Annotated in this window: 12 protein-coding genes; 1 reads left to right on the plus strand and 11 read right to left on the minus strand. The window is 45.2% G+C overall.

Annotated elements, in window-relative coordinates; genetic code table 11:
• Positions 1–84: 84 nt before the first annotated feature.
• From AC1DPK_RS23350 to AC1DPK_RS23365, 4 genes are all read right to left on the minus strand, one after another.
• The gene (locus tag AC1DPK_RS23350) at positions 85–1,521 is read right to left on the minus strand and encodes a helix-turn-helix domain-containing protein (RefSeq protein WP_477511791.1); all 1,437 of its coding nucleotides are present in this window, start codon (positions 1,519–1,521) and stop codon (positions 85–87) included.
• Positions 1,522–1,758: 237 nt separating this feature from the next.
• Positions 1,759–2,238, minus strand: coding sequence for a 23S rRNA (pseudouridine(1915)-N(3))-methyltransferase RlmH (gene rlmH / locus AC1DPK_RS23355; protein ID WP_339205773.1), 480 nt, complete (start codon positions 2,236–2,238; stop codon positions 1,759–1,761).
• Positions 2,239–2,240: 2 nt separating this feature from the next.
• Positions 2,241–2,408 (minus strand): CxxH/CxxC protein, encoded by a 168-nt coding sequence (locus AC1DPK_RS23360; protein ID WP_477511815.1) that lies wholly within the window; start codon positions 2,406–2,408, stop codon positions 2,241–2,243.
• A gap of 268 nt (positions 2,409–2,676) precedes the next feature.
• Positions 2,677–4,056: a S1C family serine protease gene (locus tag AC1DPK_RS23365; protein WP_477511792.1), complete on the minus strand. Its 1,380-nt coding sequence runs from the start codon at positions 4,054–4,056 to the stop codon at positions 2,677–2,679.
• A 159-nt stretch (positions 4,057–4,215) separates the two neighbouring features.
• Between AC1DPK_RS23365 and AC1DPK_RS23370 the strand changes: the two genes are divergently transcribed.
• A complete protein-coding gene (locus AC1DPK_RS23370; protein ID WP_054025729.1) occupies positions 4,216–4,437 on the plus strand; it encodes a hypothetical protein in 222 nt (73 codons plus the stop codon).
• Here the strand turns inward: AC1DPK_RS23370 and AC1DPK_RS23375 are convergent.
• The 7 genes from AC1DPK_RS23375 to AC1DPK_RS23405 form a co-directional block, all read right to left on the minus strand.
• Positions 4,406–5,212, minus strand: coding sequence for an MBL fold metallo-hydrolase (locus AC1DPK_RS23375; RefSeq protein ID WP_076266550.1), 807 nt, complete (start codon positions 5,210–5,212; stop codon positions 4,406–4,408). The genes AC1DPK_RS23370 and AC1DPK_RS23375 overlap by 32 nt on opposite strands.
• A gap of 33 nt (positions 5,213–5,245) precedes the next feature.
• The gene (yycI, locus tag AC1DPK_RS23380) at positions 5,246–6,001 is read right to left on the minus strand and encodes a two-component system regulatory protein YycI (protein WP_076266551.1); all 756 of its coding nucleotides are present in this window, start codon (positions 5,999–6,001) and stop codon (positions 5,246–5,248) included.
• A gap of 32 nt (positions 6,002–6,033) precedes the next feature.
• Positions 6,034–7,491: a YycH family regulatory protein gene (locus AC1DPK_RS23385; RefSeq protein WP_477511793.1), complete on the minus strand. Its 1,458-nt coding sequence runs from the start codon at positions 7,489–7,491 to the stop codon at positions 6,034–6,036.
• Complete coding sequence (gene walK, locus AC1DPK_RS23390) at positions 7,488–9,338, minus strand: cell wall metabolism sensor histidine kinase WalK (protein WP_076266553.1); 1,851 nt, start codon at positions 9,336–9,338, stop codon at positions 7,488–7,490. Before walK ends, AC1DPK_RS23385 begins: the two co-directional genes overlap by 4 nt.
• Complete coding sequence (gene yycF / locus AC1DPK_RS23395) at positions 9,335–10,090, minus strand: response regulator YycF (protein WP_441878116.1); 756 nt, start codon at positions 10,088–10,090, stop codon at positions 9,335–9,337. The genes walK and yycF overlap by 4 nt, the downstream gene beginning before the upstream one ends.
• 228 nt (positions 10,091–10,318) lie before the next feature.
• Complete coding sequence (locus AC1DPK_RS23400) at positions 10,319–11,893, minus strand: LysM peptidoglycan-binding domain-containing M23 family metallopeptidase (protein ID WP_441878114.1); 1,575 nt, start codon at positions 11,891–11,893, stop codon at positions 10,319–10,321.
• Positions 11,894–12,033: 140 nt separating this feature from the next.
• On the minus strand, positions 12,034–12,708 hold the full coding sequence (locus AC1DPK_RS23405; protein WP_339205786.1) for a hypothetical protein: 675 nt from the start codon (positions 12,706–12,708) through the stop codon (positions 12,034–12,036).
• Positions 12,709–12,819 lie beyond the last annotated feature (111 nt).

Below are 12,819 nucleotides of genomic sequence, written 5' to 3' on the forward strand. Positions count from 1 at the left end.
TAGAACCTGCTTTGAGCATAAGGTTTTTTATCATCGCAAACTAGACCAAAATCTTACGTAGGGTACGGAAAATAATTGGTCAAATTATAAAAGTAATTCTTTACGAATATTGTCCAGATCTCTTTTAGATGGAATCGTAGAAATCGTAACAACAGGTACTGTCTTTAATGCAACCGGGAAATTACTAATGACGAAATCGATTTGATGCTGCTGCACCATTTCGTCGGTTAGTCCTTTCATAATGGAAGTATTAACGATCAACTGATCCCCAATTTCCTTTTTAATCAAATCCGCTATGTAATGGCGAATTGAAAATTCTTCACCGATCACTAAAAAGGCCTTTTTTCTTTTATAACGTAAGCTTGAACGAACAATTAAGGTTAGTTTTGTTAAATGGAAATCATTATACAAGACAGAGGGATAAGCTTCATTCCACGTTTTCATGCAGTCTTGCAATTGTTGATATATCTGCTGGCACTCTTTTTGAACATATGTCGATAAATTGCTTTTTGAAATCATCATCCATTCAGGAATGGCATTATCCATTAAAAGCTTGTCAATGAAGTCATATACCTCCAATGTAAATCGTTCTTCCATATCCATATTCGGATATACCTTTGCCAGTAATGTAAAAAGCAGATTACCCATTTGATACTCTTCTTTATCCTTGTATAATTCGAATTCTTTTATCGGTGTCATTTCCGATCCTTCGTAATAATGGTATTGGCTGAGTCTCACTCTTGATTGCATAAAGAATAGTTCACTTTCAGGAAATTCTATAGAAAGCTGTTCTTCTAGACTCTTCGCAAGAGCTTTCACCGGCAAATAAAACATCCCTTTTTCCCAGGGATATCTGACCTCGTCGACTTTTACACATTTCCCTCTCGTAACTCTATCGACTACAATCGCCAGCAAAAAGGATAATTTCCTTTTGGAATTGATAAAATAAACTATATTTTTCTCATTCTCTATATTTGTGATTAACTCATTAATATAAGCAAAGTTAATATTCTCAAAGGGCCATCCTGTAAAGTCATAGGCATCACAATATAGCTTCAAATAAAAATACCGTATATTCATTTCATTCCCTTTGATCTTAGGGCTGGAATAAGTAATGTGCAGCTTATACGGTTTCAGATCATTATTATTTAAATTTACAATCAACTTCTTCAAAGACGAGGTGCTCATAAACATTTCACCAGCAAGCTCCTCAACTGAGAATCGTCCGTCAGTGGTAAACAATAGATTCATCAGCCGATAAAAGGTGGTTTGTCTGAGCATAAAAGAAACCACTTCACTAATCGTCTTCCCTCGTCCATCACGTCGAAGAAATACTCCCTTTCCTCTAGTCACCTCAATGGTGATATCAGGTGGCAGCTGCTTGCTTATCTCTTCAACCATCTTACGTATGGTTTTATCTGAGATTCCTAAACTCTTCTCAACTTCGGCTAAGGTAAACCACCTTTGTTCCGTATCAAGCAGTGTTAATAATTGGCTAGCTAATTTATATTCCTTATCCATACTCCCACCCTATTTCAATTTAATTTGAATGTTATAGGATAAAACAAGGACAATTTCGCTTGCCCTTTTTGTCGTTCTTTTCCCGTAATTCCAACAAGCCCCTCTAACGAAAAATCGATTCTCCCAGAAGGAAGAATCGGCTTTTTGATCTGTTTAAATAATATCTATGTTAAGTCTCACCCTAACTCAATTGTGCTATTCAGTATCAAATAAGAGTTTTGTTCAAAATAATTCGGTTTACTTATGATACGGTTCTCCCCGATTTATCTTCACTCCGCGATAAATCTGCTCAATCAGCACCAGACGCATCAGCTGGTGCGGCAAGGTCATGCGCCCAAAGCTCAGCTTCTGCTGGGCGCGCTTCATCACAGCGGGAGACAATCCCGTACTCCCGCCAATAACAAAAGCCACGTGGCTGCGCCCATACGTGGCTAATTTATCGAGCTGGCCCGCGAGATCCTCGCTTGACCAGAGCTCGCCATCCAGCGCGAGCGCGACAACATGCGCATCAGGCTTCAGCTGCGCTAGAAGCCTCTCGCCCTCTCGCTCGCGCACAATCGCTTCCTCCGCCGCACTCATCGTCTCCGGCGCCTTCTCATCGGGCACTTCCGTGAGCGTAAGCTTCACGTAAGGCCCTAACCGCTTGGCATATTCCGCTATGCCAAGCACTAAGTACTTTTCCTTCAGCTTACCAACAGCAGCTATCTGTATATGCATTTCTACACCACCAAAAAAGTAGCTGGCTCTTCACAAAAATCACATTTGCGCGGTGGATCCCAATCTGCAAATTGTGTTTCCTTCAGATCTACTACGTCTGGTGCATCCTCATACTCATCTACAAAACGGTCCAATGATTTCTCAATATGCTCTTTACATACACAATACATCGTCTGCACGCTTCCTATCCCTAGTTGATGGTCGTCCTTATTGTCTATACACAGCATATCAGAAAACGCCTCTCCATGTGAAGACGACAATTTCCGTATTATCCCCGCACGATCCCTTTCCCAGTATGCTCCCCGCATTCACGCACAAAAAAACCGCAGCATACAAATGGGCTACCATTTGCATACCGCGGCTTCTTCAAGCTAATCCTAAAATTCCAGCTCAATAAGCTTCAACTAACCAAGCTTAATCCAGCTTTTGCACTCGAACTTATTCCTCATCTGTCTTCTCAGCCAGCTTAAACTTCGTAACCTTCAGCTTCCCATCACGGTAAAAGCTAATCTCAATCTCGTCACCAATTTTCTTCTGTTGGTACAAATATTTGCGAAGATCCATCGTACTGCTGATCGGATGACGATCCAGCTTAACGATCACGTCATTGAACAGCAAACCTGCATCCTTAGCAGGGCCAACCGCTTCAAGCACGATTACACCGTCGTAAACCTCGTCTGGCAGCGTAAGCTTCTGTCCGCCCTCAAGAATCTGATCATCGCCTGGGTCAGCCTCTTCTTCGTCATGAGGAACATCGCCCTCCGGCAAAATCCCGCCTTCGCCAGGATTGCTGTACGCATCCTCAAAGTCCTGCTGCTCCCAATATTGCTCCAAATCCATCGTATATACGCCAAGATATGGACGCGGCACATGGCCCAGCTTAATTAAGCTTTCAACAATCGGCATAGCCAGATTGATTGGGATAGCAAAGCCAATGCCCTCTACGCCAAGATCAGCTATTTTCATACTGTTGATGCCAACTACACGTCCATTCAAATCGATAAGCGGTCCGCCGCTGTTTCCTTGGTTTATGGATGCATCAATTTGAATAACCTCTTGTTCCCAGTCGTATACTCCATCTTGATTAAGTGATACCGGCACAATTTGTCTTGTCTTGCTCACGCTGCCCGTTGTCACAGACTCTCCGAGTCCGAGCGGGTTGCCGATCGCAATAATATATTCAGCAGGGCGAAGCGCAGACGAATCGCCAATTTCTGCAACGACTTCGATTCCTTTTGCGTCAATTTCCAGCACTGCAAGATCCGTAATTTGATCTTTACCGACAATACGTGCCTCACGCGCTTCTCCATTCATCAGTACAACCTTTACCGCTTGTGCCTGATCAATGACGTGGTAATTCGTAATAATAATCGCTTTGCCATCCTTCTTGCTAATGATGACACCTGAGCCCACACCCGCTTCACGAAGTGTACCTTTGCCTTCTTCTTTTTCCGGCTGCGATTTGTCTTTTCCAATTCCAAGAGAGAACATTTGCTGATTAATGACGCTTACGACGGCCGGTCTTACTTTCGCTGAAGCCTGTATAGGACGCTCAAGCGGATCAATCACTTGTATACCACCCGTTACCGGTGCAGCACCGCCGCCGCTGGTCGTACCACTGCCTCCGCCGCCAAACACAGCACCGAACAACAACGTTGCAGCTACCGCGCTCGTGATAGAAGATACAAATGCAATACGAACGTTGGACCACTTGCGTCCACCGCTCTTATATCGAAATGCAAAGTCTCCTTTCTTACTCTCGCGAGCAGCACGCTTGGATACTTTGGTTGAATAAAAATCGTCGTCGAATAAGCTCATTACTATCGCCCCTCTCAATGCCTCGGACATCAAGACTATTTTTTTGAATCTAGGAATGTTTTCGGAAGAAATGACTAAAATAATAATAGAATCATGCGATGCTTATCAGAAGTTTTTTGTTGCGCTTCAAAAGTCGTTCCACTAAAGGAGAAATGATATATGAAAGCCAAAACGCCTGTCGCTTGGGAACATGTTCAGCTTGCTGCAAAGCTAGCAGATTTAAAGGATGATCACTACCGTACCGTTCTCACCTTAAGTGCGATGCTAGAATTGTTTATAGATAAGGGCATACTTACTAGAGAAGAGCTAAGTGCTAAAGCGGATGCGCTTGATGCACAGCTGGAATCCCTTATTTCTGCTTCACTACATCCCATGACGTAGGTCGGTCGTGATAGGTTGCGCGTAGAGGGTGTTCTTCTTTCTTATAAAATATTCCATGGTCCTCTAATATAGTATTCACGGTCAGCATTGCCAAATCCATTAAATTATGGTCAAGGCTCAAATGAGCCAAATAAACGCGTTTTGTTCGATCTGTCATGAGCTCTAGCAGCGCTTCGCCTGCAGCCACATTGGATAAATGGCCAACGTCGCTCAATATCCGGCGCTTCGTATTCCACGGGTAACGCCCCATACGAAGCATTTCCGTATCGTGATTGGCCTCAAGTACAAGCACATCGGAATCAATAATTTGACGTTTGACCTTTTCACTTACATACCCAAGGTCAGTAGCTAGGCTCAGCTTCTCGCCATTCTCTACAAAGCAATAGCCTACAGGCTCTGCCGCATCATGCGAGATCGGATACGATTGAATGGCCATTGAACCGAGGTTCACCTCTTCACCTGTCTCCATAAACACTCGCTTCTCTGGAGCAATCGTGCCAACATGCCTCTCCATTGCAGCCCACGTTGCCTCATTGGCATAAATGGGCAAATCATATTTCCTTGCAAAAGCACCCAATCCCTTAATATGATCGGAATGCTCATGTGTGACGAACAGCCCGTCCAATTGATGACCCATTACTCCGCGCTCGCGCATGAGTTCATCCAGTTTCTTCGCGCTCATACCGGCATCTACAATGACCATCTTGTCATTTCCCTGCACGATGGTTGCATTGCCAGTCGAACCGCTTCCTAGTACTGTAAATCGAAGTCCCATAATTGCTTTTTCCTGTCCCTTCTCCTGCTCCCGTTAACGTAAACCGTTCGCTGCCGCTTCCCCTTGCTCATCATCCGTTGCAACCTCGCCGCTGATGGCATGCACATAAAACTGATGACCGTCCTCCAGCATAACACGCCATGAGGGCACCGATACTTGACGCTCCGAATCAAAGATTTGTCCTTTATAGCCAAGCTGGATATCGGTAATGACCGCACCATCGGGTAAATAAGTTTCAATCAAGCTCGCTACCACCTTGGCAGCTGGCAGCACCTGCTTGGCTTCACCTGATCCGAGCAGCTCTACGCGATCCTGCAAAAAAGAAGTAATCTTCTGATCTTTAATATAAAGCTTCAGCTTCACATCAAACATCGGACGTCCTTCTACTACTCGATAAAAAACAGACTCGCCTACGCTGCTGTTCAGCAAATCAAAAGCATATTGATCAAGCTCAGGAATACGATCTCCCAGTGTCTTTATTAATTCTTTTTTGGAATAGATGATCGTACTATCCACCGGTTCTTTCAATATGACTGGCTCCGCATTTTTGCGGCTGTCAGAGTGGAGCAAATAAGTTAAGTCCTTGAGCTCAGGTGTTTCCAGCGACAGATTGGCTTCTAACGAAATACGCTTCTGCTGCATGAGCAGTAACTTATCCTGCGGCAGCTCCGCCGTATTTACATTAATGTTCAACTGTTCCCTGATATCCAGCCATAGCTGATAACCAAGTAATACATTGAGCAGCAAAAACGAAATAATAAGCACGTTTTTCGCTCGTCCCCAATCCAATCGCTTTCACCTCCTGCTTTCGTATCCTATTTCTATGGTCCATTAAGCGAACGAATCTGGCTCGCACCCACTGATAAGCTTACCGCTCCTGCAGCATTAGCTGCTGTTGCTGTCGTATCATTTGGCTTATCTGAATTGCCATCAGCCTCACCTTGCACAGCGTCCTCATCCTTCTGCTCAGGCGGCGTATATCCGCTTCGATACGCCTCTACCAATATTTCTTCCGTACCGTCTTTCAAGCGAACAGCCCATACCGGTATGAACCGAAGTCTGTTCTCATCGATCGGAGCTGCTTGCAGCGCTGGGAACAATGCTGTCACTTCGCTGCGTCTATCGTAATTACTGAGCGTTTTCTCCAGCTCTTCCCCGCCTGACAACCAGCGAACATTCCTCGATTCCGACTGCGCTCCAAGCGTAATAAGTGTTCTCGAATATTCGGTTACGACACCTTGCTGAAGCCTTAATCTCATGTACCCATAGCGGAACGGCTTCGTATCCATAACAGGATACTGCTCGACATATTGCTTAAATCTAATATCCTTGCCTTCGCTGCCTGGCATAGCATTCACAAAACGATGTGTGCCGTCCCATCCGCCATGCTGATTGACAAAATCTACTGAGGCATACACATTGTCGCTAAGCAAGTTTTCCGTAATTTGCGGAGCGCTTGGATCTGTATAGCTGATCCACTTGCCGTTCTGTTCTACCTGCAATCCCCGCTTGCCGTCTGTATAGATTTGCGAACCGCCTCGGTCTTCAATTGCTCTTGTTGTGCTTTGATCGAAAAATAAGCTTCGTTTCATCAAATCCGGCGAATACGTCTCGTAAGGAAATACGATTTCCGTTGACTGAATCGGTGCAACTGGAATATAAAGGCCGTCTGCTGTCATGGTGTACTTAGGCTGGAACTGCCCGAACCCCACATAGTCCTGCACATCGCGTACTGTCAGATCCGCACGAACGGACTCGTAAACCATCTCGCCATCAGCGCTAAAAAAGAACGTTCGAATTTCCTCGGTGCCCGACGTCTTGAAGATCCAGATGCGGTCAATCGTTTCGTTCAAGAACAGCAAATCACCTTCCAGCTTAAGCAGCTTCTGCAGCAGCTCTACTGGAATGCCGTTATCAAAGCGAAGCTCGATACCGATATCATTTTTGCGAATTTCTTCCCAGTTGAGCACATCCGAAGGGCTTCGCTGGAACCCTTTAAATTCTCTACCCTGAATGCGCTGGTTAAGAATCATCTCGTAGAACTGTGTCCCCGGATAGATGATGGTATGCTTATTGCCGCCTAAGTGGATAACTAACGCTTCTGGAAAAATAACACTCTCTACGCTTGTCGGTTTTCCTATTGGCTCCGAATTAACATAATCCTGATCGCTTCTTACCGTAGCGCCAAGACCAGGCATGCTGTATGCAAGCAAATAGCTTTGAAGGAGACTAAGCACGACTAGCAGGATAAGCGTTGTTGTCTTTATTTTTTCTTTCATGCCAGCTCGCCCCCTTCCTGTAGAAGTGGAAGAGTAAATGTAACCGTAGTTCCTTCATTTAGCTCGGAATCAAGTGAAATCGTACCGCTATGTGCCTTCACAATTTCCCGGGCAATCGAAAGCCCAAGGCCTGTTCCGCCCATATTGCGTGAGCGAGCTTTATCTACACGATAGAAGCGGTCAAAAATACGATTCAAATCCTTTTTCGGAATTCCAATGCCAGTATCCTTCACACTAATTGAAAGTGATGCCGAATCGGCCGGCTTCTTCGCCGTTAATTCAATCGTTCCACCGTCCAGCGTATATTTGATTGCATTGGAGAATAAATTATCAAGCACCTGATCAATCTGATCGCGATCCAGCCAAGCGGACTCCAGCCCTTGATCAACGCTCACTGCGGCTTTAATCGACTTCTGCCTAAGCTGAAATGAGAAACGATCTGCCACTTCATCAAGCATGTCATGAACATTTGTCTGTCTGCGGCGCAGCGGCGCTTGGTTTGAATCGAGCCGCGACAAATGCAGCAGATCTGTGACGAGCCGAATCATCCGCTCCGTTTCATTGCGAATAACGCCAACAAACCGCTCGGATAACTCCCGTTCATCCAGTGCACCGTCATTAAGTGCTTCTGCATAACTCTTAATTGTAGTAAGCGGTGTACGCAGCTCATGCGATACATTCGCGACAAACTGACGCCGCGATTGCTCAAGTTTCTCTTGTTCTGTCACATCCTGCAAGACAGCAATCGTTCCGGTAATGCCCTTATCCCGACGATGAATAGGCGTAAATGTTACTTTAAGCAGCCCCTCATCATTATCGTTCATCTCCTGCCCATCCTCATCACGTTCAATAAGCAGTGTCTGACCGCGCCCTTGCTGCAGCTCTTCGAGCCGTTCCTCGGATAGATCGAACAGCTCGGACAACTCAAGTCCTTCACAGGAGCGTACGTCGAGCAATTCTAGTGCTCTCCTATTCCATACGATGACCTTGCCGTTCTCATCCGCTGCAACAACGCCATCGCTCATGTTGGAGAGAACGGAATTCAGCTTCTCATTTTCCTCTTCATTTACCGATAGAGCTTCTTTAAGCCGAATCGTCATATCGTTGAAGGCAACGCTCAAGCTGCCAATCTCATCATCGCCAAGCACGGGCACCTGCAGATCGAATTTCCCTTGTGAAATCGCCTCTGCTTGCCTCGTCAGACCTTGAATCGGGCTCGTAATGGTATGAGCAAGCAATATGCCAAGCACACCAGTGAGACCAAGCGCAATAAGTGTCCCTGAGAAAAATATCTGATTGACCCTGTTGACGGTCTCATACAGCTCGTTCATCGACGCAACGACATATACAACCCCAACCACCTTGTTGTCATTAATCGTCACTGGCTGGGCAATCATCTTTTTGCGTGTATTATCATCATCTATAATTTCTTGCTCATTGTCTGTAATGTTCTGAAGTGCCCGGCTTACAGCAAGCGACTTGTTCTTCTGGCCAATATAGGTCTCGTTGCTTTGAACGGACGTCGCTACCATCTTCCCGTTCGAATCAAGCACCTGCACCTCGGCGCCGCTAATGCTGAACAGATTGCGAACGACCAAACTAAGATCCTCTGTCGTGCTTTCCGCAGAATCACCCTCAGTATCTGGTTTAGCCGCTAAGCTCGGAGCTGCAAACTTAGATAAGATATCCGCTTGCTCCTTCAAATTTTTCGTGAAGCTGTCAATTAAGGAGTTTTTGACCGTACTTATAAAATAAACACCGATCAACTGCATAGCCACCAATATAAGCAGCAAATAGATGATGACCAGCTTTACTTGGATTGTGCGAAAAAAACTTTTGCCCTTCATCCTGGGCCGAAGCCTCCGGACTTGGAGTTGCGCATCATATAGCCAAGACCGCGCCGTGTCATAATGTACTCAGGGCGACTTGGATCATCCTCTATCTTCTCGCGCAATCTTCTAATCGTAACATCAACCGTTCGCACGTCTCCGAAATACTCAAATCCCCATACTGCTTGAAGCAAATGCTCCCGCGTCATCACCTTGCCGCTGTTGCGGGCCATATAATAAACGAGCTCATACTCACGATGAGTCAGATCAAGCGGTACGCCGTCCTTATAAACGACATACATATCAGTATCCACAAATAGGTTGAACAGCTTAAAGCCCTGCTGCTCCTGCTCGGCGGAATGATCGGCAGTGCCAGCATGATCACCGCTTGCAGCTTCTTCTGTCTTTTGCTGCCTGCGCAGATGCGCCTTCACTCGCGCGAGCAATTCCCTTGTGCTAAATGGTTTTGTCACATAATCATCAGCGCCCAGCTCAAGCCCAAGCACCTTATCAATTTCCGTATCCTTGGCCGTCAGCATTATGATTGGCATTTGCAGCTTGGCGCGAACCTCGCGGCATACATCCATACCGTCCTTTACAGGCAGCATCAGGTCCAGCAAAATAAGATCAGGAAGCTCCTCGAACGCAAGCCGTACCGCCTCACCGCCATCGAAAGCGCAAATAACCTGATGCCCTTCCTTCTCCAAATTAAACTTTATAATATCTGCAATCGGCTGTTCGTCATCGACCACTAATATTTTTCCGTGCATCGCTACACCCGCCCGTCGCTTGTCCTTTTTATTACCTTCTATTTTAACACTGTTATCCCTTGCTTCACAATGAAACTTCCCTCATGTTGAAAGGTTTTTCCTCAGTCCGCCATCACTGCATGAATAAGTTAAATACTCCATGTCCATACACAACATTTATATACGCAAAAAAAAGAAACACTTCGCTTATAGCAAAAGTGTTTCTCTCTAGTAAATTATGGGTATATGTTATAAGTACTTTAATGGATTTTGCAAAACGCCGTCCTTGTGTACTTCAAAATGCAAATGAACGCCAGTAGAGTTTCCTGTACTGCCCATGATAGCAATCTTTTCACCCTTCTCAACAATATCCCCTACTTTGGTATTGTAAGAGCTAAGGTGACCGTATACGGTTTTGTAGCCGTTCTTATGATTGATAATAACCGTTTTGCCTAGACCTGGCTTCGTTCCAACAAACTCAACTTTTCCTGTATCGGATGCAAGAATGTTCTTGTTGCCAGTAAGGTCAATACCGTTATGCATGCGTCCCCAGCGTTTCCCGAACTTACTAGTCATTCTAGATCCGGAGACAGGCATTGCAAAACGTCCTGATCCTTCTCCCAAAACAACCTTCGTTCCTCGTTCAACAATTTTTGGAGTCGCTTCTTTAATTACTTCTTTCGTGAGAAGCTCTTCGGATACGACGTAACCGTTTTGCTTCACGATACGATAAGTCATACGTTTAGAGCCAGCCGTACCATTTGCTATCGTCTTCGACTCGCCTACACGCATGCTCGCATTTTTCATAATTTCAACGGGTGGTTCAATCGTTTCTACTTCAACTAAATTCTCGGTTGTCTTTACTGTGAGCTCCGGTTGGAGCACCGTTAGATCAAGAACATCACCAATCGTTATCTTATCATCTTTAATCCATGCGTTATTCTTATAAATAACCTCTGGGGAAATATCAAATTTCTGTGCGATACAGCCGACGCAATCGCCTGCTTGTACCGTATATTTAGTTGGTTGAATACTGCCTTGAACGAGCATCTTATAAATAGCTTCTGCTTCCATGATCTGTTCTGGATCGGTATCGATTGATTCCATCATTACCGCTTCAATGAATTCAACTTCTGTCACTTCACGCCCAGGCTGCTTAGAGGCTGCCTTCGAATCAAGCGCTGGCGGCTTTGCATCTTTTGCATTGAACGAAAGCGACTTCACTTCCTTTGCTTCCTTCTTCGCTGCGGCAAGCTTCGGTGCAAACTTGCTTTGCACGCGCAATAAAACTTCATCTGCTGTCTGTTGGTCTTTTACAATGCCGATGACTTTTCCATCAACCTTCACTTCGACACCAACCGCATGAGAGGTAAACAACCCTTCAAGCTTGTCCAGCGTACCAGCAGTTTCTGGAGTTCCTTTGAATGCATGATCAGGCTCATAGGTAATTGTTCCTGTATCAAGCACCATGTTAATGCCCGGGTTAGCTTGCTGAACTTCTTCGGTTTCCAGCAAAACTAGCTGCTCTACTTCTTGTGGATCACTTACGGTTCCAACGGCTGTTCCATTCATATATACGTTATAAAATTCGACTGTGTTTGCTTGAACATATTGGATTCCGCTAAATCCGGCTACTGTGAGGAGTACGAGCGCCCCGCCCGCTAACTGAACCGGCTTTTTTCGCCAAAACGGCTTGTTTGCCTGATCACTTGCGGATTGTTGCTGTGTCTTGCCATCCAGTTGTTGCGATCGGTCATGCCGAAAGTACTGAATCGCTTGATTCCATACTTTCTGAATCCGACCCTTGTCCCTGAAAACGGTCATGATTGTCTCCTTTTCGCGCTAATGCAACTTTTTTTCCGATTTCCGACATAAAAAAAGACGAATTATCCTGTCGGATCGTTCGCCTAATACTGTAACATATGCCCAACAATTGGAGCAACCTTTACACCCTATTCACAATATTAATATTTTTTCAGAATCTCCATCATTTGCCCATATTCGGTCTTGTCGAGGTGCTGTGCCATTATTTGTTGAATCTCTGTCAACTCTTGTTCTGTCAGCCCGTTTTCGATATATTGAGAGATTGTTTGCCACGATTCTTGCGGTAATTTTGTCATAAGCAGACTGAATAATTTTTCCTTATCCTCATCGCTCATTTGATCCTTTACCTCAGTCAAATCATCCGTTGTCATCGCTGTCTCGGTATCATCAACACCAGCTGTTCCCTCTTCAACACTGCCATCTTCAGGTTTTGCGCCACTTCCTGCTTCGGTGCCCCCGCCAATGCCCATATCGGTAAGCGGAGCATCCGTTGCTTGTCCAAAGGCGTCGATGGCTGCCGGTGGATCAGCCTGCTCATTTTCACCTGCATCTGTTGCTGGAGTATCCTCACCATCAACTATAGTCTTCTTCTCTTCTTTATCTGCAATATCCGTCGTTACTAGCGGATCTGCTCCCCATAGTTTGCCCCATACGCCTGACATTGCCATCGGCGGCACTTCAAGCGGTAAATTGAATTGTTTTAATATCGTTTCCACATAGCTGGTTACAATATATCCCGTCGTCCAAATGGATAAGAAACTTACGATTAATCCTGCTGCTACAATTTTCGCCAGCCATTCTACTTTTTTCAACATTGCCGCACCAATCCCTTCGTCCAGCAGCTGACAAATTGTTATTTAGCAGCTGCAATTGCCATAATCTGTTATATACCATTATGGTCAACATTAGGGACAACCATTCTTCTA

Source organism: Paenibacillus sp. 01T424, assembly GCF_056398745.1.

Excerpts from the sequence above, each read along its gene's own strand:
- AC1DPK_RS23350 (WP_477511791.1), bottom strand. The coding sequence starts at position 1,521 with ATGGATAAGGAATATAAATTAGCTAGCCAATTATTAACACTGCTTGAT.
- rlmH (WP_339205773.1), bottom strand. The coding sequence starts at position 2,238 with ATGCATATACAGATAGCTGCTGTTGGTAAGCTGAAGGAAAAGTACTTA.
- AC1DPK_RS23360 (WP_477511815.1), bottom strand. The coding sequence starts at position 2,408 with ATGTATTGTGTATGTAAAGAGCATATTGAGAAATCATTGGACCGTTTT.
- AC1DPK_RS23365 (WP_477511792.1), bottom strand. The coding sequence starts at position 4,056 with ATGAGCTTATTCGACGACGATTTTTATTCAACCAAAGTATCCAAGCGT.
- AC1DPK_RS23370 (WP_054025729.1), top strand. The coding sequence starts at position 4,216 with ATGAAAGCCAAAACGCCTGTCGCTTGGGAACATGTTCAGCTTGCTGCA.
- AC1DPK_RS23375 (WP_076266550.1), bottom strand. The coding sequence starts at position 5,212 with ATGGGACTTCGATTTACAGTACTAGGAAGCGGTTCGACTGGCAATGCA.
- AC1DPK_RS23385 (WP_477511793.1), bottom strand. The coding sequence starts at position 7,491 with ATGAAAGAAAAAATAAAGACAACAACGCTTATCCTGCTAGTCGTGCTT.
- walK (WP_076266553.1), bottom strand. The coding sequence starts at position 9,338 with ATGAAGGGCAAAAGTTTTTTTCGCACAATCCAAGTAAAGCTGGTCATC.
- yycF (WP_441878116.1), bottom strand. The coding sequence starts at position 10,090 with ATGCACGGAAAAATATTAGTGGTCGATGACGAACAGCCGATTGCAGAT.
- AC1DPK_RS23400 (WP_441878114.1), bottom strand. The coding sequence starts at position 11,893 with ATGACCGTTTTCAGGGACAAGGGTCGGATTCAGAAAGTATGGAATCAA.
- AC1DPK_RS23405 (WP_339205786.1), bottom strand. The coding sequence starts at position 12,708 with ATGTTGAAAAAAGTAGAATGGCTGGCGAAAATTGTAGCAGCAGGATTA.